Below are 24,410 nucleotides of genomic sequence, written 5' to 3' on the forward strand. Positions count from 1 at the left end.
AGATAATAACACAACTTTATTTGTTAAAATTTGTTATAATAAAAAGTATAAAGTAAAAAAAAGTCCCACAGTAATGTGGGACTTTCTATTTAGAGGAAACTTAAGAATTATTTTTTCTCAGTTTTTTCCATTTTAGCTTTTAATGCAGCTAATACATCATTGTTATCTCCTAAAGTTGCAGCTGGTGCATTAGTAGTAGAGTTAGATGAAGTATTTTCAGTTGCAGCTTTCACGTTTTTCTCTTCTTCTTCACGGAAGATAGCAGTGTGAGAAGCAACTACTCTTTTGAATTCTTTATTGAACTCGATTACTTTGAAATCAGCAGTATCACCTTTTTTCAATTTCTTTCCGTCTTCTTTTTCAAGGTGACGAGTAGGAATGAAAGCAACGATATCATCTCCGAATTCTACAGTAGCTCCTTTGTCAACGATTTCAGAAATTTCACCATTGTGGATAGTTCCTACAGCGAAAGAATCTTCGTATTGATCCCAAGGATTAGCAGTAGTTTGTTTGTGACCTAAAGATAATTTACGTCCTTCAACATCTAATTCTAATACTACTACATCAAGTTTTTCACCAACATTTACAAACTCAGATGGGTGTTTGATTTTCTTAGTCCAAGATAAGTCAGAAATGTAGATTAATCCATCAATTCCTTCTTCTAATTCTACGAAAATACCAAAGTTTGTAAAGTTTCTAACGATACCTGTATGTTTAGAACCTACCGGGTATTTAGAAGTAATGTCAGTCCATGGATCCTGAGTCAGTTGTTTGATACCTAATGACATTTTACGGTCATCTCTGTCAAGAGTTAAGATAACAGCTTCAACAACATCTCCAACTTTTACGAAATCCTGAGCAGAACGTAAATGAGTTGACCATGACATTTCAGAAACGTGGATTAAACCTTCAACACCTTCAGCAACTTCGATAAATGCACCGTAATCAGCGATTACAACTACCTTACCTTTTACTTTATCACCAATAGTTAAATTAGCATCTAAAGCATCCCATGGGTGAGCGTTTAATTGTTTCAATCCTAATTGAATTCTTGTTTTCTCATCATCGAAATCAAGGATTACAACGTTTAATTTTTGGTCTAATTCAAGAACTTCACTTGGGTGGTTGATTCTGCTCCAAGAAAGGTCAGTAATGTGAATTAATCCGTCAACACCACCTAAGTCAATGAACACACCATAAGAAGTAATGTTTTTAACAACACCTTCTAATACTTGTCCTTTTTGTAATTGACCGATGATTTCTTTTTTCTGTACTTCGATATCAGCTTCGATAAGAGCTTTATGAGATACAACAACGTTTTTGAATTCGTGGTTAATTTTTACCACTTTGAATTCCATCATTTTGTTTACATATACATCGTAGTCTCTAATTGGCTTAACGTCAATTTGAGAACCAGGTAAGAAAGCTTCAATTCCAAAAACGTCAACGATCATACCACCTTTAGTTCTGCATTTTACAAAACCATTAACGATTTCACCTGTTTCGTTTGCAGAAATAACTCTATCCCATGATTTGATAGTACGTGCTTTTCTGTGAGATAATACTAACTGACCTGTTTTATCCTCACGGATGTCAATTAATACTTCTACTTTGTCACCTACTTTTAATGCCGGGTTGTAACGGAATTCGTTTAAAGAAATAACACCTTCCGATTTTGCGTTGATATCAACGATAACGTCTCTATCTGTAATTCTAACAACTACACCTTCAACTACTTCTTCCTGATCTGTAGCAATGAAAGTTTTTGATACTAAGTCTTCGAATTCCTGTAAGTTTTTCTCATCTACTGCATCGATACCTTCTTCGAAGTTATGCCAGTTAAAATTTGCTAAAAACTCTTCTTGTGATTTTAATTGTTCAGACATGCTGATAAAAAATTTGTATTCTGTTTTTCTTGAGTTTCTCAAAGCGATAGAAAAAACAGAAGTTGTTTTACATAAATAGTTGATACCTAATGGAAACTCTTCTCTGCCAAAAGGTTTGCAAAATTAATACATTTATTTGTAATAGCAAAACAATTCCAAATGATTATCAATACATTATTTATCCAATAATAATATGACAACGCACTATTAATTGCAATATATTCTACAATCTCATCGCTATCAAATGTTGTAGTAATTTTAATTTTAAGTTATTTGCAAACCCGTGTGGTTTTTAAAGAACATCCTATTGAAAATTGTCGTAAAGAAAAAGCCTGTTTTCTACAAATTGAAAACAGGCTTTTAAATATTTATAACAACATTAATGACTTAAATTTTCTATTTCTTTCGGGTCATGTTTATGTTTAAACAAAACAGCAAAAGCAATTGCGATAACCAATGCATAAGCCGCAAACGATAGCCATATCGTATGCCAGTCTTTCATTAAGATTGGGTTCGTAAAAATTCCGTCCGTAGAAACTGAATTTCCTTGTGCTTTTACAAATTCCAGCATTTTAGAATTTGTTGTTTCTGTTTGCAAAAATCCGGCTAATTCGGTAGTATTGGTAAATGATTTTGTAAAGAAACGATCTATAGCCCAACCTGAAGTTAAACTTCCTAAAACAGCTCCTACTCCATTGGTCATCATCATGAATAATCCCTGTGCTGATGAACGGATTTTAGAATCGGTATTGCTTTCTACAAATAACGAACCAGATATATTAAAGAAATCAAATGCCATACCGTAAACAATACACGACAAAATAATCATCCATAAACCACCAACCGGATCTCCAAAAGCAAATAATCCGAAACGCAATACCCAGGCCAACATGCTAATCAGCATTACTTGTTTGATTCCGAAACGTCTTAGGAAAAATGGAATAGCCAGAATAAATAATGTTTCAGAAACCTGAGAAATCGACATAATAATAGTCGAATATTTAATTACGAAAGAATCAGCATACTTTGGAAAATGCTTGAATTCATCTAAGAATACATCTCCATAAGCATTTGTCAATTGCAAGGCACCTCCCAAAAACATTGAGAACACAAAAAACAAAGCCATTTTATAATTTCCAAATAACTTAAAAGCTTCCAGCCCTAAAGTTTCCACTAATGAAGCATCTTCTTTTGTCAGACGTTGTGGCTCACATTTTGGCAATGTAAAAGCATAAATCCCCAGAATTAAGGCACCAATTCCGGCAATATAAAATTGATATTCCGTTGCCTTACTTCCACTTAAATTGGTAATCCACATTGCTGCTATAAAACCAATCGTTCCCCAGACACGAATTGGCGGAAAATCTTTTACGATGTTTTTGTTATTAAGCTTAAGTGAAGTATAAGAAATCGAGTTACTCAACGCAATTGTTGGCATATAGCAACACATGGCAGCAAACATGACATATATGAAATTATCCGGTGTGGTGACTTGTGCAATACCAAATAAAACAACTGCATAAATAATATGTAAAAAACCATATAATTTTTCAGCGTTTATCCATCTGTCTGCGATTATTCCGGTAAGAGTAGGCATGAATAAAGAAGCAATTCCCATGGTTCCGAAAACAAGACCGAACTGGGTTCCTTCCCAGTTTTTAGTTCCAAACCAATAATTTCCAATTGTTATAAGCCAGGCTCCCCAAACAAAAAATTGAAGAAAGCTCATTAAAATCAATCTGTTTTTAATTCCCATATGATGAAATTGTCTTTGTAAATAAATGAAGCGGTAAAACTACCATTAAAAATGATATCTGCAAAAAATTAAGCAGTTTTAACAACGTCATTTATTAATTCCAGAACAGCAGAGAACTGTTCTTCCCGACTCAGGTAAGAATTATCTATTTCAATAGCATCATCTGCAATTACCAAAGGAGAATCTGCACGATGTGTATCTATATAATCTCTTTCTACAACATTCTTCAAAACATCTTCGTAAGAGACAACATCACCTTTTTCCTGTAATTCATCAAAACGTCTCTGTGCACGGGTTTCTGGACTGGCAGTCATAAAAATTTTCAATTCTGCATTTGGAAAAACTACAGTTCCGATATCTCTACCGTCCATGACTATAGCTTTGTTTTTGCCCATTGCCTGCTGTTGCTCTACTAATTTGGAACGCACTTCGGAAACTTCTGCTACCTTGCTTACATAGCTGGATACCTCAATGGTTCTGATTTGTTTTTCAACATTTTCGCCATTCAGGTACATTTCTGCAAAACCTAGATCCGGATTGAATTTAAACTCCAGTTGAATTTTTGGAAGGGAATCGATAAGACTTTTTGTATCAAAAAAATCAGGTCCTATGAATTGATTTTGCATTGCAAATAAAGCTACGGCCCTGTACATTGCTCCTGTATCGACGTATACGTATTCTAATTCTTTTGCCAACTGTTTTGCTAAGGTACTCTTTCCTGTTGACGAATACCCGTCGATTGCAATGGTTATTTTTTTCAAAATAATCTTTTGATTTTATAAATTTATAATAAGATGCTGCTATTTTTAATAATAGATATCTAAGATAATTTTTGACTTAGAATTATCTATTATTTTTTCTATTCTTTTAAAGAAGGCCTCACTAATCATTGGACAACCCTGACTGCGTGAGATATAATGATCCTGTTCATTTTCCGGAACAGCCGAATATTGATGAAGCACGATAGCTCTTTTTAAAGCATTGCTGTTTGTCTCGTCTAAACCTGCTAACTTGTATGCTTTTCCAAACATTCCTTTATAACATTTTTCTATAGAATATCTTCCAAGAGCTGTAGCTTTAGATTCCGGTACATTACTAAATTTTAACTCTCCGCCAACCCCTGTTTCTGAGCCGGATCCGTGCGCTACAAGTCCCTGATCCAGTATTTTATCATTTTCTAAATCATAAACAAAAAAACGATTTTTACCTGATTTGATTTTCATATCAACTAAAAAGGCGATTTTTGCATTGTAATTGGAACCAGCTCCAATCTTTTCTTTTACTTCGCTAATGTGTAGATTTATCCTTTCGACATCAACATTAGTAAGGGTTTCGTCATCAAAATTAGTATTTGAGGTGTTAAAAAAACCTGCAGTAACAAAAAGAATTAAATAAAATAGTTTCATAAAATTGCCTATTGAAAGTTTAAGATTAGTCCAAAAAGACTCGTATTAGCCGCTAAAGTATATTTTGAATATGAATAATTAAATTTTAACCGATTCATTTTTAAACCAAATCCTAAGGAAACTCCTGAAAAATTACGCTGTTCTTCTACTCTTAATTCTTCACCTCTTCTAAAGTTGTAACCCATCCTGATATTAAACGCTTTTTTCGGGAAAAGTTCTACGCCTATAACCACATGCCTTAAAGCATTATTTACGAATGAAACTTTCTCTTCTTTAGTGGTGCCATCAATATTAGTTTCTCCCCGAACAGGATTCGAGAATGAAACATTCCATTGCTGCAGATTTTCTAAAGAAAGATGCCAACGCAACGGCACGTGTTCCAGTTCCTGTGACATTCCTGCAATAATTTCAAGAGGTAAATTCTCCTGTATTCCTGAATAGGTTGTGAACTGTGTTCCAATATTTCGAATTACCAGGGCCAAATTTAAATCATTTTTTTCAATTATATACAAAAAACCTAAATCAATTGCACCTCCAATAGAATTATAACTTTCTAACGTTGAAGTTATTAACTTTACATTTGCTCCAAAATGAATATCCGTAAAGGGAACATTATAAGCATAACCTAAAGAAAGTGCTCCTTCACTGCCTGTAAAGTCTGAAGTGGCCTGACCATTTTCATCATAACCATCAAATGTACCGTAGTTTATATAGCTTACCCCGGCATAAAAAGTCTGAACATGCCTGTCATAAGTATAAGCGTAGGAAGCAGTTCCATAAGATGCTTCACCATAATAACTGCCGTAATTCATCGCCAGGTGATTATCCATATCCTCATTTAAAGTTGCCGGATTAAACATAACCTGATTGACATCTTCATCATAAATCGTTATCGTATTTCCACCTAACGCTGCCTGCCTGGGTGAAGTTGTTAAATTAAGAAACTGATAGGTGTGACGACCTCCAATTTGTCCGAAAGAAACCGAACAAATCAATAACATTAAAAATAAAACAGGTCGTTTTAACATGCTTTTCGAGGCGTTCCTATATGGGAATAACGCAAATGCAAATATAAAATTATATAACGGATAAAATAATTTTAAATTATATTCAAAAAAGAAAATTCCAAATCCCACTTTTAAGTAAAATTTGGAATTTGGAATTTAAAGTATTGGAATTTAATTACAAGATTTTATTTTAATATTTTAGCGTTTTTAGCATTTTGATCCGTCAAAGCTAAAGCCAGCACTTCACTCATTTCTTTCACGTAATGAAAGGTAAGGCCTTCTAAATATTCAGCCTTAATTTCATCAATATCACTTTTATTTTCGTGACATAAAATGATTTCTTTGATATTAGCTCTTTTTGCTGCCAGGATTTTTTCCTTGATTCCGCCTACCGGTAAAACTTTACCGCGAAGGGTAATTTCTCCGGTCATCGCAAGACTTTTCTTTACTTTCTTTTGTTTTAACAAAGAAACCAGCGAAGTCAGCATGGCGATACCGGCACTTGGACCGTCTTTTGGTGTTGCGCCTTCCGGAACGTGCAGGTGAATATTATATTTCTGGAATAATTCTACACTTAGTCCTAATTTTTTGGCGTTTGCTTTTATATATTCTAAAGCAATTGTAGCCGATTCCTTCATTACAGTACCAAGGTTTCCTGTAATACTCAGCGACCCCTTTCCTTCAGAAATTAAGGATTCAATAAATAAAATATCACCGCCAACACTTGTCCAGGCCAAACCTGTTACCACTCCGGCAACATCATTGTTTTCGTATTTATCACGCTCTAATCTTGGCACACCTAAAACAGTAAGGATATCTTCATCCGTTACTTTTTTATTATACTCTTCTTCCATCGCTACTGCTTTTGCAGCATTACGAATGACCTGAGCAATTTTAGTTTCCAGATTACGAACTCCTGATTCACGAGTATAACCTTCCACAATTTTTTCTAATTGTTTTTTACCGATAGTCAGATCTTTGGCAGTCAAACCATGAGCTTCCAATTGTTTTGGAAAAAGGTGTCTTTTGGCAATTTCCACTTTTTCTTCAATCGTATAACCTGACATCTTAATGACTTCCATCCTGTCACGTAATGCAGGCTGAATGGCAGCCATATTATTGGAAGTCGCAATAAACATTACCTTAGACAAATCATAACCCATCTCCAGGAAATTATCGTAGAAAGCATTGTTTTGCTCCGGATCCAGCACTTCAAGTAAAGCTGAAGAAGGATCGCCACTATTTCCGCTTGAAAGTTTATCAATTTCGTCTAAAATAAAAACCGGATTTGAAGTACCGGCCTTTTTCAGACTTTGGATAATTCTTCCCGGCATTGCACCTATATAGGTTTTTCTGTGTCCGCGAATTTCTGCTTCATCGCGCAGACCACCTAATGAAATTCGGACATATTCACGTCCTAATGCTTCTGCAACAGAACGTCCGATAGAAGTTTTACCAACACCCGGAGGCCCTGTCAAACAAATAATCGGCGATTTCATATCGTTACGAAGCTTCAGAACGGCCAGATGTTCGACCATTCGTTTCTTCACCTCTTCAAGTCCGAAGTGATCTTTATCTAATATTTTCTGAGCGTGTTTTAAATCGAATTTATCTTTGGAATACTCACCCCACGGCAATTCCAAAAACAACTCTAAGTAGTTACGCTGAATTCCGAAATCAGGAGATTGCGGATTCATTCTGCGCATTTTAGACAATTCTTTTTCGAAATGTTTTTGCGTTTTTTCGTCCCACTTTTTCGTTTTTGCCTTCTGCCCCATTTCATCCATTTCCTCTTCCTGCGAAACGCCACCCAGTTCTTCCTGAATGGTTTTCATTTGCTGATGAAGAAAATATTCACGTTGCTGCTGGTCTAAATCAAAACGAACTTTTGACTGAATGTCATTTTTCAATTCCAGTTTTTGCAACTCCACGTTCATATAACGCAAGGTCTCAAGTGCTCTTTCTTTTAAGCCGTTTATCGACAATAAACCTTGTTTTTCCTTTACGGATAAATTCATGTTCGAAGACACAAAATTGATTAGAAACGACTGGCTTTCAATGTTTTTAATCGCAAAAGTGGCTTCAGAAGGAATATTTGGACTCTCCTTAATGATTTGAATAGCCAATTCCTTGACAGAATCTAAAATAGCCGTAAATTCGGTATCATTTTCATCCGGACGTTCTTCTGTGACTTCTTTTATAGTTGCTGTAATATAAGGCTCTTCTGAAACTACCTGATCAATTTCGAAACGTTTTTTTCCCTGCAGAATAACGGTAACATTACCATCAGGCATTTTTAAAACACGCAGGATGCGGGCTACAGTTCCAATTTTATGAATATCATCTTTAGACGGATCTTCATCTTCTTCATTAATCTGAGAAACTACCCCAATAATTTTTCCACCGGCATTTGCATCATTAATCAGCTTTATAGACTTGTCCCGTCCTGCCGAAATCGGAATTACAACACCCGGAAATAAAACCGTATTTCGCAAAGGTAAGATAGGCAACGAAAGCGGCAGCTCTTCGTTATTCATTTCTTCTTCGTCTTCCGGAGTTAATAATGGAATTAATTCTGCCTCTGAGTCAAATTCCTGAAGTGACAGATTGTCAATAGTAAGTATTTTATGGTTTGACATAATAGTATATAAGTCGTTTTGTCATTAAAAGTTTTATTCTAACTATAAAAATAACATTAGATCAGGCAGTTTTTAGTAAAACTTTGCTAAGCGTTTCATTTACAAGATAGGCGATAAAAATAGACAATCATTATGCCAAAACCAAAAAAGAAGGTTTTGAAATTTAGTTATGAAGTCAATTAATATCAAGAAACGAAATTATTTAAAAAAAATAAAATTAATTTTATTCAAACTGTAACAAACCAAAAAAAGCCAAGTCCTTATTAAAAACCAGCAACCAATACTTGAGTATAACAAACCAAAATATCGAAGAATTAATCACGCTTTGTAAAGAGAATAATCAAAAAGCACAGTTTGAAGTTTACAATCGTTACTGTAAAGCTATGTACAATGTGGCTTACAGAATTGTAAAAGACGAACATTTTGCACAAGACGTCATGCAGGAAGGTTTTTTGAAAGCTTTTACAAAAATAAACGACTATAAGCAGGAAGTCGCTTTTGGCGCATGGTTAAAAAAGATAATCGTCAATTACAGCATTGACTTTTATAAAAAGAATAATGCTTTTCAGGTAGAAGATTTGAGTAAGACTTTATACAAAATAGAGGAAAATGACAGCTTCTTTTCTGAAAATATAGATTTAAATTCACTTAAAGTGAAACAAGTCTTAGATACAATTTCAGGATTAAAAGATAATTACCGAATGGTTTTAACCCTTTTTTATATTGAAGGTTACGATCAGGAAGAAATTAGTGAAATTCTCAACATTAGCTATGCCAACTGCAGGACAACACTAAGCAGAGCTAAAGAAAGCTTGCGAAAAAAATTAGAGGAGATAGGAAATCAACGCTGATAAAAAGTTTGTGCAAACAAGCACCAATAAATAAAAAGCAGCTACAATCTATCTATTACCTCTTAAAAAATAAAACCAGGATATATGAAAAAGGAAAATGAAAACGTAGATCAATTTTTAAAAAAATTTGAAAATCAGTGGGATGTCGAAGAGATGAATTCTCATCATCAGCTTGACTTCCTGAATAAATTAAATAACAAAAAGAAACCAAAGAAAAATTATTATGCGGTTTGGGGAATTGCTGCTTCGATAGTCTTGTTGCTGGGAATATCTGTTTTTTATAACACTAATCAAAAACCAAAAGAATTCAAATTTGCATCACATGAAACCAGACGAACTGATTCTATTTTCAATATTTTAATTGATAATGAATTGGTGAAATTAAAAGAAAAAAGTTCGCCTGAAAATGAACAAATAATTAATGATGCATTAAAACAAATGAAAGTCTTTGATGCTGATTATCAAAAAATTATTAATGAATTGCAAAAGAATGGCGAAAACAAACAAATCATTTACGCCATGATCAGCAATCTGCAAACGAGAATCTCGTTTTTGCAGACCGTTTTACAAAAAATTGAAGAAAACGAAAATTTAAAAAACACTACCCATGAAAAAACACTATAACATACTGATTTTATTCATTTTGATTCCATTTTTAGGATTTGCAAATGATGATACTTTTATTACCAAACAAAAAACGATAAAAAAGACCTATATCGTTAATTCAAATGCAGGAATTGATATTGACAACAAATACGGAAATATTACCGTAACAACATGGGATGAAGACAAAATTGACCTTGACATTACCATAAAAGTAACAGGAGGAAATGAAAACTGGGTAAACGAAAGACTCAATAGTATTGATGTTGAAATTACAGCCCTAAAAACATTGGTATCTGCCATTACTTCTACCGGAAATTCATCTATTAAAAGTAAAGGAAGCAGTAATAGTTTTGAGATCAACTATGTGATTAAAATTCCAAGAAACGGAACCGTAAAACTCAGTAATAAATATGGAAATATTGTTACAGGAGATTTAGCTTCAACGAGTGAAATCTTTTGTAAATACGGCAAAATAAACCTTGGAAAACTCAACGGAAATATGAATTCAGTTCATATTGAATATTGCCAGAACTCTAACATTGAATATATTAAAAATGGCAATATTGAAGCCCGATATTCCGGATTAAAAATAACGGATGCCGGAAAAATCAACCTTGATACCAATTACACCGATCTTGTTGTTGGTGACAGTCAGAATATAAAATACGACTGCAATTACGGAACATTTAAATTTCAAAAAACGGCTTCAGTTACAGGAACAGGTGATTATCTCACTGTTACCATCGCAGAAATTTCAAATACTTTAAGCTCAGATCTGAACTACAGTAAACTAAATGTTGGAATCATAAACGAAAAAGCCAACAATATCAATGTTACCTCGGGTTATTCCGACGTTTCATTGGGCTATGATACCAACTATTCTTTCGATTTTGACATTAATACTAAATACGGAAATATAAAAAGTGACAATTCCCTGGATGTTTCCGTTAATGAAAGCAAAAATGCAAGCAAAAGGATAAGCGGATACAATAAGAAAAAAGGTCAGAACAAGGTAATTATTACTTCAAATTACGGGAATGTAACATTAGTTAAAAAACAGTAATCTTAAAATCAATCAAAAAATGAAAAAGTCAATCAAACTATTAATTTGCAGTTTATTTCTTCTCAGCACCGTTGCCAACGCCCAATGGTCTAAAAACAGAATAAAAGGAAATGGTAAAGTAGTAACCAATAATCGCTCTACTGCCGATTATGACGAAATTAAAGTATCCGGTTTCTTTGATGTTGACTTAGTGTCCGGTAAAGAAGGGGCGATCACTGTAAAAGCCGAAGAAAACCTGCAAGCCTATATTAAAGTGGAAGTGGAAGGCAACATCCTTAAAATTTACACCGAAAAAAATACCAGCATAAGTCCGAGCAGTGGTAAAACCGTTCAGATTACAGTACCTTTTGAAAAAATATCTGCTATTTCACTTGCAGGTTCGGGCGATGTCCGATCAAAAAGCATTATAAAATCGGATTCTTTTTCGGCAGCATTATCGGGCTCCGGCGATTTAAACCTGAATGTTGATGCAACCAAATTTGACCTTTCAGTAAGCGGTTCCGGAGATATTGTCTTAAAAGGAAATACAGGAAGTTTCGTAACGAAATTATCGGGTTCAGGAGATATTGATGCAGGTTCATTAAAAGCTAAAAATGTAGACATCACCATCTCGGGTTCAGGTGACAGTAAAGTATTTTGCAGTGAAAACCTAAAAGCGAGAGTATCCGGCTCGGGTGACATTGAATATATTGGTAATCCAAAAACAAAAGATACTAAAGTTAACGGATCAGGAAGTATTTCGAAAGCTTAAATATAAAAATGCTTTCTATTCCGGAACAATCATAAACCAGCCACATACTAAAATGATTGCAAAAATTAATGCCCTAACGGATGCTTTATTGATCCATTAGGGCATTTAAATATCAAATCATTCTTTATTATTTTGAAGTGGCATTTTTCGGTATTCTTCTTAAAAGAAAAATTGCCGTTACGAAGAAAAGCCCTAAAATTACAATAGCTGCACGAGGACTGCCGGTAATCTGATCTATAATTCCGTAAACGCACATTCCGATTACGATTCCGATTTTTTCCGCTACATCATAGAAACTAAAAAACGAAGCCGTATCTTCTGTTTCCGGAAGTAATTTAGAATAAGTAGAACGTGACAATGCCTGAATTCCACCCATCACAAGTCCGGCCATAGTAGCCATTGCATAAAAATGCATCGGTAACGTTATAAAATAAGCAAGCGCACAAAATACAGCCCAAATGATATTGATCGCCACTAAAGTTGGAATATTACCCCATTTGTCTGAAGCTCTTGAAGTTAAAACGGCTCCCAAAACTGCTACCAGCTGTATTAGCAAAATACAAATAATCAGACCAATAGTACTTTCTTCTTTCGAAGCCCATTGAATTTCCTGTGCTCCAAAGTAAGTTGCCACCAACATCACGGTTTGTACCGCCATACTAGAAACAAAGAAACTGCCCAAATAACGTTTTAACGGAATATTTTCTTTTAACAAAGCCCAAACCTTCTTTAACTCTTTGAAACCGTTAAACAGCACGTTTTTAGTTAATTTCTGTCCTGTTTCCTTACTTCCCTTTGGTAAAAAATAATAGGTATACTGACTGAAAAGAATCCACCATACTCCCACCATTATAAAGGAATACCGCATGGCTTTCATCGCTGCTTCACCATCAGTACCGCTAATTCCAAAAAGTTTTGGTTTCATAATCATCGCCAGATTGATGATTAAGAGAATAACGCTTCCAATATATCCTAATGAATATCCCTTAGCGCTAATTTTATCCTGCTGTTCCGGAAAAGCGATATCCGGAAGATACGAATTATAGAAAACAAGACTGCCCCAATATCCGATCAATCCTAAGAAGTAAAATAATAACCCAACATAGATATCCGTAAGATCAAACCAGTACAAACCCATACAGGACAAAGCCCCAAGGTAACAAAAGAACTTCATAAAAGATTTCTTGTTGCCTACATAATCGGCAATTCCGGATAATAAAGGAGAAATAAATGAAACGACCAAAAATGCTGCTGCTGTTATAAAACTAATTAAAGCAGAATTTTTTAAATGCATTCCGAAAACATCAATATAATGATCCCGTTTCGAAAATAAAGCTTCATAAAAAATCGGAAACACTGCTGATGCAATCGTTAAGGTATAAACAGAGTTGGCCCAATCATAAAATGCCCAGGCATTTAGCAATTTTTTATCTCCTTTTTGTAAGTTCTTCATAAAAATGGTTCAGTTAATTAAGCTACGAATTTATCTAATTTTTATTAAGAATTCATTATTACAGTATTAAGAACTTTTATTTTTTTGTTTCAGGTTTCTGGTTTTGGTATTTAGAGGCAGTATTTAGTTGCAGTTTTCAGTCGCAGTCGCAAGTTTCAAGTTTCAAGTTTCAAGTTTTCAAAACGAGACTGAGACTGAGACTGAGACTGAAAACTAAAAAAGAGGTTATCTACTTAGTAAATAACCTCTTTTTTGGGATACGTAAAAAAATACGTCTATTTTATAACTCCAACTTTAAGCGCAGTCGCTTTTGCTTCAGGAATTAATGCTTTTATATTGGCAATCCTTGTCGCATCTGACGGGTGCGTACTCATAAACTCCGGTGTTGATGTTCCTCCGGATTTAGCAGACATTCTGCTCCAGAATGAAACAGCGTCATCGGGATTATAACCTGCAATGGCCATCAGTGTCAATCCTATTTTATCAGCTTCAGTTTCGTTTCCTCTGCTAAACGGAAGCATTACGCCTACTTCTGTACCAAGTCCGTATGCTTGTGAAAATATTTGTTGTGTTTGTTCTGATTTTCCACTTGTAGCGGCTCCAAGTGCGACACCTCCAATTTGCTGCAATTGTGCGGCACTCATTCTTTGTGCACCGTGGTTCGCTAAAGCGTGAGAAACTTCGTGCCCCATAACGGTTGCTAAACCGGCATCATTCTGGGTTACCGGCAAAATTCCCGAATAAACCACAATTTTACCTCCCGGCAGACACCAGGCGTTAACTTCTTTATTATCAACTAATTTATACTCCCAACGATAGTCATTTAAATATTGACCTTGTCCTAAAAATTTTAGGTATTTCTCTGCAGCAGCTTTAATTCGCGATCCCACCGCATCTACTCTCTTAGCATCGGCTGTACCGGTAATCACCTTATTTTCAGTCAAAAACTGATTGTACTGCTGAAAAGAAGACGGGAACAATTCGCTGTTTGAAACAAAATTTAAACTTTGTTTTCCTGTTATTGGATTTGTTGCACATGCAACGAAAAGAATAGTAACTATTCCTCCTATTAAATATTTTTTCATAATTTTTGTATTTAGCAACACAAAAATACAATTATTATGAAATCAACATTTACATAATTTAACATAAATATATCAAAATACGGCTACTCTCCTATGATATGAAGTTCGCTGAATTCCTTATTTACGATTAGGAAATGACTTTCCGAAAAACTTACTTCATCAAAAGCGACTCTTTCGTTATCGATTTCAATTTCTGTTACTTTAAACGGCAATCCAATTAAATTGATTTTATATTTACTGTAATTCGTCTCAAATTTACCTTCTTTGTGCAACTGCACTATCAATTCTTTTTCTTTACCCATTGCCGTGAAAGAAAGAAAACTGTAACGCCCCTTTTTATAATCGTAGCCATCCTGGGAATCTTCATAAACAAATGATTTTTCTTTTCCGTTTTTAAAGTATAAATCCAGGGTCAGTTCATCAAATTCAAGTTCTCCCACATATTGCTGAACGGGATATTTAGGAATAATCGCGCCGGCTTTTACAAAAATTGGAATTTCATCGAATTTAGTATCCACCCAGACTTCCCGCCCTCCATTGGAGAACTCATTCGTCCAGTAATTATACCACTCCCCTTTTGGAATATACATACGTCTGCCTACAGCATTAGGTTCAAGTATCGGGCAAACCAATATTTGATTTCCGAAGATAAATTCATCATTTCGATAATGTGTCTGTGTGTCTTCCTGATCGTAATATACCAGGGGTTTTAACATCGGAATGCCTTCTTCAATATATTGCCAGAACATGGTGTACAAATAAGGCAATAACTGATATCTAAGGCTGACAAATTTTCGGGTAATATTAATAACTTCTTCATCAAATGCCCAGGGCTCCTGATTGCCATGGTCTCCTGAAGAATGTGTTCTGCAAAACGGGTGAAAAACACCTAACTGAATCCAACGGGCATACAATTCCCCGGTGGGCTGTTCGGCAAAACCTCCGATATCAGATCCGGTAAAGCCCATTCCTGAAATGGACATTCTTTGCACCTGTATGTTGGCAATCCATAAATGTTCCCAGGTTGCGACATTATCTCCCGTCCAGGATGATGTATAGCGCTGTGCCCCGGAATAAGCAGATCTGGTAATCACAAAAGGTCTTTTCGGATAGGCAAATCGTTTTACTCCGTGATAAGTTGCACGGGCCATTTGTGTACCATAGATATTATGGGCTTTTCTGTGGCTGCACGGATTTCCATCATAAACATGACGAACATCCATTGGGAAAGTTTTATTTGGAACCTCCATAACGGCAGGTTCATTCATATCATTCCAGACTCCCTTTACACCAAAGTCTGAAATTAATTCTTTAAATAATCCTGCCCACCATTCTCTGACTACGGGATTTGTGTAATCCGGAAAATTACATTCACCGGGCCACACTTTTCCTTTCATATAAGGTCCGTCGGCTCTTTTACAGAAATAATCTTTTTCTAAAGCTTCTTTGTAAACAGAATATTCTTTGTCGATTTTTATACCGGGATCAATAATGACAACCGTTTTAAAACCATCCTCGGCCAATTCGGCAATCATTCTTTTAGGGTCCGGAAAATACTCTTTGCTCCAGGTAAAACATCGAAAACCTTCCATGTAGTCAATATCCAGATAAATGGCATCACACGGAATTTTCAGCTCCCTGAATTTTGAAGTGATTTCTTTTACTTTACTTTCGGGATAATAACTCCATTTGCATTGGTGGTATCCTAAAACCCAAAGTGGAGGAAGCTCCGGTTTACCGGTCAAATCCGTATAGGTCGTGACAACATCCTGCATTTGCGGGCCATAAATGAAATAATAATTCATTTCGCCTCCTTCTGCCCAAAAGCTGGAAACATTTCTTCTTTCCTGACAAAAATCGAAAAAGGTCCTAAAGGTATTATCGAAAAAAATACCGTAAGATTGTTTGTTATGTAATCCGATATAAAACGGCACTACTTTATATAAAGGATCTTGTTCTTTTTGAAAAGCGTATTGATCAGTAGCAAAATTTTCGAGTCTTTTGCCTTTCAAATTCATTTGAGTCGCTTTGTCTCCCAATCCGTAAAAACATTCCCCGTCTTTTGAAGATTTGCTCATTTTTACGATATTCCCGCCATATTCGTAGCTTTCTTCCCAATGAAAACCAAGCTCATCTTCCAGAATCAAAAGATCATTTAAATCATAGATAGACAAGCGAAGATCTGCTTTCTGGATTTTACATTTGACTTTACTGGTTCGGATCTGAAAATAAGTTTCTTCCTCTGTAAGTTCAAGAAAATTATAGCCGTGCAATTGTGTTTTATCAATTGCATACGAAAAATCATTACTAAAATAGCCTTTTGTCGTAAAACGAAACCGAATTAAACTGTCCCTGAGAATGGTAACTTTTAAGATTACTTTATTATCCGTATGAAAAAAAATGGAATCCCCTTCATGTTCATAGGAAACAATTTTTGATGGATATAAATCGCCTTTGTATTCTAATGATGTATTTGTAATCATATCGCTAATGAATTAATTATAACAACGCTACCTCTTCCAAACATACAAAAAAACTATATAAGCCGCTATGAATATGAAGATTATTCACGAAAACGTTTTTTCTGTGTGAGTGATAAATTAGGCCTTAAAAAACCAGAAAAATGATAATTTAAACGCTTAAAATTTACAAAATCTCATCTCAAAAAAACGGTCTGAATTTTATTCAAAAGAATATAGGGTTACACTTAAAGGAGGTAAAATTAATTCGATAGAATAATCCCTTCCATCATAGGGTGACGCATCAATTTTGAGAGAACCCGGATTACCAATTCCGCTTCCGCCATAAAGCTTGTCATCACTATTAAATACCGGAACTAATTTTCCTTTGTGGGGAATTCCGATCCTGTAATTTTCGCGGACTACCGGGGTGAAATTACAAACCACTATTAAATTTTCTTTCGGATTGTTTCCTTTTCGGATATAAGACAGAATTGCATTTTGGTGATCGGAATAATTGATCCATTCGAAACCTTCACCGCTAAATTGTTTTTCATACAAAGCCGGTTGTGACTTATACAGCTGATTCAGGTCTGTAATTACTTTTTTAATGCCGGAGTGATAATCATATTGCAATAAATGCCAGTCCAGGCTTTTTTCAAAATCCCATTCATCACTTTGTCCAAACTCAGAACCCATAAACAATAATTTTGTTCCGGGATGTGTAAACATATACCCGTACAACAAGCGTAAGTTGGCAAACTTCTGCCATTCATCGCCGGGCATCTTATTCGCAATGGATTTCTTTCCATAAACCACTTCATCATGAGAAAACGGCAGCATGAAATTTTCGGTAAAAGCGTAAGTCATCGAAAAAGTCAATTCATTTTGATGGTATTTTCTATAAACCGTTTCTTTTTGGAAGTATTTCAAAGTATCATGCATCCAGCCCATCATCCACTTCATTCCAAAGCCTAGGCCTCCTGTAAAAGTTGGTCTGGAAACCATAGGAAAAGAAGTACTTTCTTCGGCAATAGTCTGAACTCCATTAAAATTAGCATAAATAACTTCATTAAATTCTTTAAGAAAACTGATAGTGTCCAGATTTTCTCTTCCGCCATAAATATTGGCTTCCCATTCCCCTTCTTTTCTGGAATAATCAAGATACAGCATCGAAGCCACAGCATCTACCCGTAAGCCATCTGCATGATAATGCTGAAGCCAGAAAACAGCATTGCTAATCAAAAAAGCGCGTACCTCATTGCGTCCATAATTGAAAACAAGGCTTTTCCAATCCGGATGATAACCTTTTCTGCGATCGGGATGTTCATACAAATTTGACCCATCAAAAAAGCCCAAGCCGTGTGCATCATCAGGAAAATGAGACGGTACCCAGTCCAGAATAACTCCAATTCCAGCCTGGTGCAATTTATCGACCAGCACCATAAAATCCTGTGGTTTTCCAAATCGGGAGGTCGGCGCAAAATATCCGGTGAGCTGATATCCCCAGGAAGGATCGTACGGATATTCCATTATGGGCATAAATTCGACGTGCGTAAAACCCGTTTCCTTTACATAGGCTACCAGATCTTCTGCCAGTTCCAGATAAGTCAAAAACCGGTTGTTATCTCCCCGTTTCCAGGAACCCAAATGTACTTCATAAACCGAATAAGGTTTGTCAAGGCCATTCTTCTCCTGACGCGATTGCATCCAGCTCTCATCCTTCCAGTTATAGTCCAGATCCCAGACCACAGAAGCGGTATGAGGCGGTTTTTCGCAATACAAAGAGAATGGGTCTGCCTTTTCGGTCACCAGGCCATCTATATTCGATTCAATTTTATATTTATAAAGGGCGCCTTTTTCGATACCAGGAATAAAACCTTCCCAGATTCCCGAAGAATCCCAGCGTACTTGCAGTGAATGTTCTCCTTTCGTCCAGTAATTAAAGTCTCCGACAACGGAAACCGATTGTGCAGTTGGAGCCCAAACCGAAAAATAAACACCTTTTACTCCATCAACTTCTATTAAATGCGCACCAAGTTTTTCATATAATCTGAAGTGTTTCCCCGCTTTGAATAAATCAATATCAAAATCAGTAAAAAGGGAGTGTGTGAGGACTTTATTCATAGTTGGTTTTTAAGGCAATACATTAATTTTTAAGCTTTATTCAATTCTAAAGTTATCCGAAAGAACAACCCCTTTTTTAATAACAACAATACCGTCTTTTATGGTGTATAATTCATTGGTAAAATTATCTAAATGTTTACCTCCATTAATATGGACATTGTTTCCAATGCGTACATTTTTGTCAACGAGGACATTTTTAATAAAACAATTTTCGCCTATTCCAATATGAATTTTATTGTTCTCCGTATCTTCGTGCAGTTCATCAAGATCCTGATAAAAATCATTTCCCATGACATAACAGCTTTCAAGCACGGTTCCCTCACCAATTCTGGAACGAATACCTATTACGGAACTCTTAATTTCTTTAGCGTTAATAATACAGCCTTCCGAAATCAAAGACTGATTAATAACTGAATTTCTAAATTTTGACGGAGGAAGCAATCTCGGACGCGTGAAAATTTTATTGTCATTATCAAACAAATTAAATTCAGGGATATCTGCCGTCAGGCCTATATTTGCTTCAAAGAAAGATTCAATATTTCCTATATCTGTCCAATAGCCTTCGTACTGATAACTTAGAATTTTGTGTTTACCAACAGCCTGTGGAATAATTTCTTTTCCAAAATCCTTAGTATCCGGATCAGCCATTAAGTCTTCTAACAATTTCTTATTAAAAATATAAATCCCCATTGAAGCCAGATACTTTTTACCTTTGGCCTGCATGTGTTCGCTAACCTCCGATTCCCATTCTGGTAAAAGTGAAGCGTCGGGTTTTTCAATAAAAGCTTCTACACAATTTTCATGATCGGTTTTCAGAATTCCAAATTCCGGAGCATCTTTAGCATTTACTGGCAATGTTGCAATAGAAATTTCTGCATTACTTGCAATATGGGCTTCTAACATTTCGTTGAAATCCATCTGATACAACTGATCACCGGATAAGATCAATGCATGTTCGAAATCATGCTTTTGAAAATGGGACATACACTGACGGACTGCATCCGCCGTACCCTGAAACCAGGTCGGATTATCGGGAGTTTGTTCAGCAGCTAAAATATCAACAAAAGACTGGCTGAAAATACTGAAATTGAAGGTGTTTTTGATGTGTGCATTCAAAGATGCAGAATTAAATTGTGTCAGTACAAATATTTTAAAAATATCCGAATTAATACAATTTGAAATTGGAATATCTACCAATCTGTATTTCCCCCCAATCGGAACAGCCGGTTTTGACCTTGTTTCTGTTAAAGGGAACAAACGTGATCCCTGTCCTCCTCCTAAAATAATGGCAACTACATTTTTCTTTTTAAACTTCATTTTGCTGAATTATTAAGTTGTATATTTTTATGTATTCCTCACATACTCTTTCCCAGGAATGGTCCGTATTCATTCCCCTTTCAATTATTATATTGAAATTTATTTTATCATCATACAATTTTACGGCACGATTAATCGAATAACAAATATCCCCAACAGAAGCCTGATCGTGGCATATTCCATTTCCATCATCTCCAAAATCAATCACGGTATCACGCAAACCGCCGGTTCTTCGGACTATAGGAACTGTTCCGTAGCGCAATGCATACATTTGATTTAAACCGCAGGGTTCAACTCGCGAAGGCATTAAGATAAAATCGGAGCCCGCATAAATCAAATGGGCTAATTCTTCATTATACCCTATAAAAACATTGTAATTTCCGTTATAGTCATTTCTAAGTTGCGTCAGTTGTGATTCAATCTCCGAATTACCCGATCCGAGAATCAGGATATTTATATTTTCAAAATTCTCTGACAAAGCTAAAGCAGAAGCCTGAGGCAATAAATCTCCACCCTTTTCTTCAAACAATCGTCCGATGAAACTAAACAATGGTTTTGCTGGATCTAAATCAAATTGCTCACAGAGTTTTTCTTTATTTTTCTGTTTTCCGACACTAAACGTTTCGGTTGTATAATTTTCAAAAAGCATTTTATCCGAAGACGGATCCCAGATATCAATATCAATTCCGTTTAAAATACCCTGTGATTTACTTCGTACAGTTTTGAATAATTCTTCCAGGCCATTAGCCGAATAATTGATTTCGTTCAGATAACTAGGTGAAACCGTTGTAACCGCATGGGCGCATTTAATTCCAACCGCCAGAGAGTTTATAGCATTATTCCATTCTAAAAAGCCCACATGAATTAAATCGAATTCCGGTAAATAATGCAATTTGTCAAAGCCAAACCAGCCTTGATACAATCCGTTATGAATGGTGATAACTGTTCTTACATTCTTTATCCTTTCATACTTATACCCATATTTTACTAAAAACGGAATTACTCCGGTATGGTGATCATGACAATTTATAATATCTAGAACCGTTTCCCGACCGGAAATCCAATCTAATGTCGCTATTTGAAAAGATAAAAAACGTTCAATATCATCTTCATATCCATACACATTAGGTCTGTCAAATAGTTCCTTAATTTCAATCAGGTACAATTCGTACCCTAACTTATCTGTTACTTCTTTTAAAACACTGAATGGAAAGTCAAAATTTCCCAATTTAATTTCACCCCGGTGAACACATTCAAATTCGTTTTCGTTTTTAAATTTCGTATCATAACAGGGTACAACAACACGAACCCTGTGACCTGCCTTATTCTGATATTTTGGTAATGCTCCTACAACATCAGCCAGTCCGCCAACTTTTGCCATAGGATAACATTCAGCACTGATATGAAATATTTCCATTTTCGAATTTATAAACCTTTTAAATAATTAATAAAATACAAAATTCTTTTTTAAGCAACCATTTATTAATTATGTTACTTTTATGTTCTTTAAATTTAGGAAAAAATACACAAAATAAAGACCTGAAAAAAAAATTATCAATATGGCAAAAAAGGCTACCAATCCTACCCAATCCTTAAAAATTCCGCAGTTTATAATCATATCCAGTAAAATATGCGCTTTTATTTCTACTAAATTGGCTACAAAATATGCAGCAAAGCTTTTTACAACCCCCATAAAACATAAGGTTCCTAAAAGAGAATTGGAAATGGATCACAAAAGCATTCAAAAAACAATATATGTTCCTGCTATCAATAAAAATATTGTTACCTACGAATACGGAAAAAGCCGGCAAAAAATACTGCTGGTTCACGGATGGTCCGGACGCGGAACTCAATTATTTAAAATAGCAGATGAACTTTTACAAAATGGATACACAACCGTAAGTTTTGATGCGCCCGCCCATGGAAAATCAGAAGGAAAAACCACAATTATGTCTGATTTTATCGAATCCATTTTGGAAATCGAAAAGCATTATGGCCCCTTTGAATTTGCGATTGGCCATTCTTTAGGAGGAATGTCGGTTCTTAATGCTATTAAAGATGGATTAAAAGTCAAGAAAGCTATTATTATTGGAAGTGGAGATATTGTACAGGATATTTTAGATGATTTTATTTATAAATTAGGATTGAAGCCCGAAATGAGCACATTATTATGCACCTATTTTGAAAATAAATATCAAACCAAAATGGATCATTATTCCGCCTACAGAGCAGCTTCTCAGGTAAAAATTCCGGTTTTAGTAATTCATGACAATCATGACCCTGAAGTTTCAGTAAAGGCAGGAATCCATATTCACGAACATTTAGAAAACGGAACCTTACTTTTAACTGATAATTTAGGTCATAGAAAAATTCTAGGAAATCAAAATGTCATTAAAAAAATAATAGATTTTATCAAAAATACTTAATTTTGTATTTTACAATTCACTTTTAAAGAAGCTAAAATGGATTTATTTGGAGAAACATCAGATTGGGAAGTAAAATTAGCCCCACTATTAAAAAAATATAAGGGTAAAAAACATCCGCTTGAGTATCAAAATATTTATCAATTACTGATAATGGTAGTGCTGTCTGCGCAGGATTCTGATGCAAATATAAATTCCATTGCACCTGCTTTGTTTGATAAATTTCCAACTTTGAGCAGCCTATCCAAAGCAAATACTGAAACATTTACTTCTTACATAAGAAAAGTAAGGAATTATCCAACCAAAGCGAACTGGTTATTGGAAATCGCAGAAATACTTCAAAAAGACGAAAATATACCTTTAAACATGAAGGAATTAACGTCTTTAAAAGGGATTGGAAGAAAATCCGCAAATGTTATTTTAAGAGAAGCCAATCAGCCCGCAGAAGGCATCATTGCCGATTTGCATGTGATTCGGGTTGCGCCAAGAATCGGAATAATCAAAGAAGCTAAAGACGGTAACAAAGTAGAAAAAGAGCTGATGCAGGTACTTCCTAAATCCATTTGGTCTGAAATTGGAATGGCCATTTCGTTTTTGGGACGTGAAATCTGCAGACCAAAACCTAAATGTGAAGAATGTTTAATGAAAGATTCTTGCCAATACTACGCAACACAATTAATTCCATAATTACTTTCTTCTTGTGTCAATCAGATAAATAATCTGCCACTTATCCTTCTCTTTAAACAATGTGAAAGCATTCACACCCGAATGACTTAATTTCTCATTGAAATAAAACTCATACGGCGCCCAAACATGAGCCATACTTCCATCAATTTGAATAACAGAACTTAATATCTTCTCTTTAAATTTTAGAGTCGAAGGAATTGCAGCGATAGATTTATAGAACTCTTTAACGCTTTCCTCCGATAGTTTATTTCCTTTTTCTGCACTTTCTGAAATAGATTGCAAAATAAGTTTATCCGAACAAACTAATTTCAGTTTGATTGTATCTTTTTCATGAAATGCAACAAAAAAATTGTCAATCACTTCCTGGACTTCTTTTTTTTGAGCATTTCCAATTACCCCGAGAAGCAATAAAGTAAAAACAATTACCTTTTTCATAGAAATTAATTTAAGTTTTAAGATTAAAAGTATAAAATTTAAATCATTAACGTATAAACATTTAGCTTATGATATGACTAGTTCATTTTATTCTGCAGTAATTTTCAAATAGCATTTAGTTGGAGACAATTTAACAAAATCCCTTGATAGCAGATGATCACGTCTTATTTTTGGGCGTTTCCCTCTGGGCCGGGCTCTTCGCTAAATCTTTTGCGGGATTGGTTCAGGATGGCTGTGCCAGGGGTTTAGGTTCCCCGCAAAAGGATACCACTTCGATCCCTAACGCACTCAGGTTAAATACAAATTCCAATACCAATAAGCTATCGGCACAAACTCTAAATCCCAATGCTTCGCGCATAGCCCTTGCGACCTTTGCGATTTAACGGATCAAAGCATATTGTTGTGGGGAAATATTAAAATCTAGATATTTGTATTTCCAAATTATACCCCAGTGCAAGA

19 protein-coding genes are annotated in these 24,410 nt (G+C 35.2%); 6 read left to right on the top strand and 13 right to left on the bottom strand.

Annotation, left to right across the window (positions count from 1 at the left end):
* Positions 1–107: 107 nt before the first annotated feature.
* The 6 genes from rpsA to lon all read right to left on the bottom strand — a co-directional run bounded on the left by rpsA (position 108) and on the right by lon (position 8,694).
* Positions 108–1,886 carry a 30S ribosomal protein S1 gene (gene rpsA / locus GJU43_RS18080; protein WP_127340550.1) on the bottom strand — a complete coding sequence of 593 codons (1,779 nt, stop codon included), beginning with the start codon at positions 1,884–1,886 and terminating at the stop codon, positions 108–110.
* A 379-nt stretch (positions 1,887–2,265) separates the two neighbouring features.
* The gene (locus GJU43_RS18085; RefSeq protein ID WP_154342592.1) at positions 2,266–3,642 is read right to left on the bottom strand and encodes a nucleoside permease; all 1,377 of its coding nucleotides are present in this window, start codon (positions 3,640–3,642) and stop codon (positions 2,266–2,268) included.
* Between the two features lie 68 nt (positions 3,643–3,710).
* Positions 3,711–4,403 carry a (d)CMP kinase gene (gene cmk / locus GJU43_RS18090; RefSeq protein WP_154342594.1) on the bottom strand — a complete coding sequence of 231 codons (693 nt, stop codon included), beginning with the start codon at positions 4,401–4,403 and terminating at the stop codon, positions 3,711–3,713.
* A gap of 45 nt (positions 4,404–4,448) precedes the next feature.
* The gene (locus GJU43_RS18095) at positions 4,449–5,048 is read right to left on the bottom strand and encodes a murein L,D-transpeptidase catalytic domain-containing protein (protein ID WP_154342596.1); all 600 of its coding nucleotides are present in this window, start codon (positions 5,046–5,048) and stop codon (positions 4,449–4,451) included.
* 8 nt (positions 5,049–5,056) lie between these two features.
* Positions 5,057–6,076 carry a type IX secretion system protein PorQ gene (gene porQ, locus GJU43_RS18100; RefSeq protein WP_154342598.1) on the bottom strand — a complete coding sequence of 340 codons (1,020 nt, stop codon included), beginning with the start codon at positions 6,074–6,076 and terminating at the stop codon, positions 5,057–5,059.
* Between the two features lie 164 nt (positions 6,077–6,240).
* Positions 6,241–8,694 (bottom strand): endopeptidase La, encoded by a 2,454-nt coding sequence (gene lon / locus GJU43_RS18105; protein WP_154342600.1) that lies wholly within the window; start codon positions 8,692–8,694, stop codon positions 6,241–6,243.
* Between the two features lie 284 nt (positions 8,695–8,978).
* On the opposite strand from lon, the gene GJU43_RS18110 reads away from it, so the two are divergent.
* The 4 genes from GJU43_RS18110 to GJU43_RS18125 all read left to right on the top strand — a co-directional run bounded on the left by GJU43_RS18110 (position 8,979) and on the right by GJU43_RS18125 (position 11,965).
* The gene (locus GJU43_RS18110) at positions 8,979–9,545 is read left to right on the top strand and encodes an RNA polymerase sigma factor (RefSeq protein ID WP_154342602.1); all 567 of its coding nucleotides are present in this window, start codon (positions 8,979–8,981) and stop codon (positions 9,543–9,545) included.
* Between the two features lie 84 nt (positions 9,546–9,629).
* Positions 9,630–10,169, top strand: a complete 540-nt coding sequence (locus GJU43_RS18115) for an anti-sigma factor (protein WP_154342604.1) — start codon at positions 9,630–9,632, stop codon at positions 10,167–10,169.
* On the top strand, positions 10,153–11,214 hold the full coding sequence (locus tag GJU43_RS18120) for a hypothetical protein (RefSeq protein ID WP_154342606.1): 1,062 nt from the start codon (positions 10,153–10,155) through the stop codon (positions 11,212–11,214). The genes GJU43_RS18115 and GJU43_RS18120 overlap by 17 nt, the downstream gene beginning before the upstream one ends.
* A gap of 19 nt (positions 11,215–11,233) precedes the next feature.
* On the top strand, positions 11,234–11,965 hold the full coding sequence (locus GJU43_RS18125; RefSeq protein WP_154342608.1) for a head GIN domain-containing protein: 732 nt from the start codon (positions 11,234–11,236) through the stop codon (positions 11,963–11,965).
* 127 nt (positions 11,966–12,092) lie between these two features.
* Here the strand turns inward: GJU43_RS18125 and GJU43_RS18130 are convergent, their stop codons facing one another.
* The 6 genes from GJU43_RS18130 to GJU43_RS18155 form a co-directional block, all read right to left on the bottom strand.
* Complete coding sequence (locus tag GJU43_RS18130; protein WP_154342610.1) at positions 12,093–13,418, bottom strand: MFS transporter; 1,326 nt, start codon at positions 13,416–13,418, stop codon at positions 12,093–12,095.
* A 275-nt stretch (positions 13,419–13,693) separates the two neighbouring features.
* Positions 13,694–14,503 carry a M48 family metallopeptidase gene (locus GJU43_RS18135; protein ID WP_154342612.1) on the bottom strand — a complete coding sequence of 270 codons (810 nt, stop codon included), beginning with the start codon at positions 14,501–14,503 and terminating at the stop codon, positions 13,694–13,696.
* 83 nt (positions 14,504–14,586) lie between these two features.
* A complete protein-coding gene (locus GJU43_RS18140) occupies positions 14,587–16,986 on the bottom strand; it encodes a glycoside hydrolase family 31 protein (protein ID WP_154342614.1) in 2,400 nt (799 codons plus the stop codon).
* Between the two features lie 198 nt (positions 16,987–17,184).
* Positions 17,185–19,089 (bottom strand): 1,4-alpha-glucan branching protein GlgB, encoded by a 1,905-nt coding sequence (gene glgB, locus GJU43_RS18145; protein ID WP_154342616.1) that lies wholly within the window; start codon positions 19,087–19,089, stop codon positions 17,185–17,187.
* 36 nt (positions 19,090–19,125) lie between these two features.
* Positions 19,126–20,406 carry a glucose-1-phosphate adenylyltransferase gene (locus GJU43_RS18150; RefSeq protein ID WP_154342618.1) on the bottom strand — a complete coding sequence of 427 codons (1,281 nt, stop codon included), beginning with the start codon at positions 20,404–20,406 and terminating at the stop codon, positions 19,126–19,128.
* On the bottom strand, positions 20,396–21,823 hold the full coding sequence (locus GJU43_RS18155; RefSeq protein WP_154342620.1) for a glycogen synthase: 1,428 nt from the start codon (positions 21,821–21,823) through the stop codon (positions 20,396–20,398). Before GJU43_RS18155 ends, GJU43_RS18150 begins: the two co-directional genes overlap by 11 nt.
* A 142-nt stretch (positions 21,824–21,965) precedes the next feature.
* Here GJU43_RS18155 and GJU43_RS18160 point away from each other — a divergent pair, with 142 nt between their 5' ends.
* On the top strand, positions 21,966–22,832 hold the full coding sequence (locus tag GJU43_RS18160) for an alpha/beta hydrolase (RefSeq protein WP_154342622.1): 867 nt from the start codon (positions 21,966–21,968) through the stop codon (positions 22,830–22,832).
* Positions 22,833–22,868: 36 nt separating this feature from the next.
* Positions 22,869–23,516: an endonuclease III gene (nth, locus tag GJU43_RS18165; RefSeq protein ID WP_154342624.1), complete on the top strand. Its 648-nt coding sequence runs from the start codon at positions 22,869–22,871 to the stop codon at positions 23,514–23,516.
* On the opposite strand, the gene GJU43_RS18170 is transcribed toward nth, so the two are convergent.
* Positions 23,517–23,951, bottom strand: a complete 435-nt coding sequence (locus GJU43_RS18170; RefSeq protein ID WP_154342626.1) for a nuclear transport factor 2 family protein — start codon at positions 23,949–23,951, stop codon at positions 23,517–23,519.
* Positions 23,952–24,410: the final 459 nt, after the last annotated feature.

It is taken from the genome of Flavobacterium sp. LC2016-23 (assembly GCF_009674775.1).
Lineage (GTDB): Bacteria > Bacteroidota > Bacteroidia > Flavobacteriales > Flavobacteriaceae > Flavobacterium.

What these genes read in the sequence shown, in the direction of transcription:
- nth (WP_154342624.1), top strand. Translation starts at nt 22,869, where the DNA reads ATGGATTTATTTGGAGAAACATCAGATTGGGAAGTAAAATTAGCCCCA.
- rpsA (WP_127340550.1), bottom strand. Translation starts at nt 1,886, where the DNA reads ATGTCTGAACAATTAAAATCACAAGAAGAGTTTTTAGCAAATTTTAAC.
- glgB (WP_154342616.1), bottom strand. Translation starts at nt 19,089, where the DNA reads ATGAATAAAGTCCTCACACACTCCCTTTTTACTGATTTTGATATTGAT.
- GJU43_RS18170 (WP_154342626.1), bottom strand. Translation starts at nt 23,951, where the DNA reads ATGAAAAAGGTAATTGTTTTTACTTTATTGCTTCTCGGGGTAATTGGA.
- GJU43_RS18115 (WP_154342604.1), top strand. Translation starts at nt 9,630, where the DNA reads ATGAAAAAGGAAAATGAAAACGTAGATCAATTTTTAAAAAAATTTGAA.
- GJU43_RS18120 (WP_154342606.1), top strand. Translation starts at nt 10,153, where the DNA reads ATGAAAAAACACTATAACATACTGATTTTATTCATTTTGATTCCATTT.
- GJU43_RS18085 (WP_154342592.1), bottom strand. Translation starts at nt 3,642, where the DNA reads ATGGGAATTAAAAACAGATTGATTTTAATGAGCTTTCTTCAATTTTTT.
- GJU43_RS18160 (WP_154342622.1), top strand. Translation starts at nt 21,966, where the DNA reads ATGGCAAAAAAGGCTACCAATCCTACCCAATCCTTAAAAATTCCGCAG.
- GJU43_RS18150 (WP_154342618.1), bottom strand. Translation starts at nt 20,406, where the DNA reads ATGAAGTTTAAAAAGAAAAATGTAGTTGCCATTATTTTAGGAGGAGGA.
- porQ (WP_154342598.1), bottom strand. Translation starts at nt 6,076, where the DNA reads ATGTTAAAACGACCTGTTTTATTTTTAATGTTATTGATTTGTTCGGTT.
- lon (WP_154342600.1), bottom strand. Translation starts at nt 8,694, where the DNA reads ATGTCAAACCATAAAATACTTACTATTGACAATCTGTCACTTCAGGAA.
- GJU43_RS18140 (WP_154342614.1), bottom strand. Translation starts at nt 16,986, where the DNA reads ATGATTACAAATACATCATTAGAATACAAAGGCGATTTATATCCATCA.
- GJU43_RS18125 (WP_154342608.1), top strand. Translation starts at nt 11,234, where the DNA reads ATGAAAAAGTCAATCAAACTATTAATTTGCAGTTTATTTCTTCTCAGC.
- GJU43_RS18135 (WP_154342612.1), bottom strand. Translation starts at nt 14,503, where the DNA reads ATGAAAAAATATTTAATAGGAGGAATAGTTACTATTCTTTTCGTTGCA.
- GJU43_RS18155 (WP_154342620.1), bottom strand. Translation starts at nt 21,823, where the DNA reads ATGGAAATATTTCATATCAGTGCTGAATGTTATCCTATGGCAAAAGTT.
- GJU43_RS18095 (WP_154342596.1), bottom strand. Translation starts at nt 5,048, where the DNA reads ATGAAACTATTTTATTTAATTCTTTTTGTTACTGCAGGTTTTTTTAAC.
- GJU43_RS18130 (WP_154342610.1), bottom strand. Translation starts at nt 13,418, where the DNA reads ATGAAGAACTTACAAAAAGGAGATAAAAAATTGCTAAATGCCTGGGCA.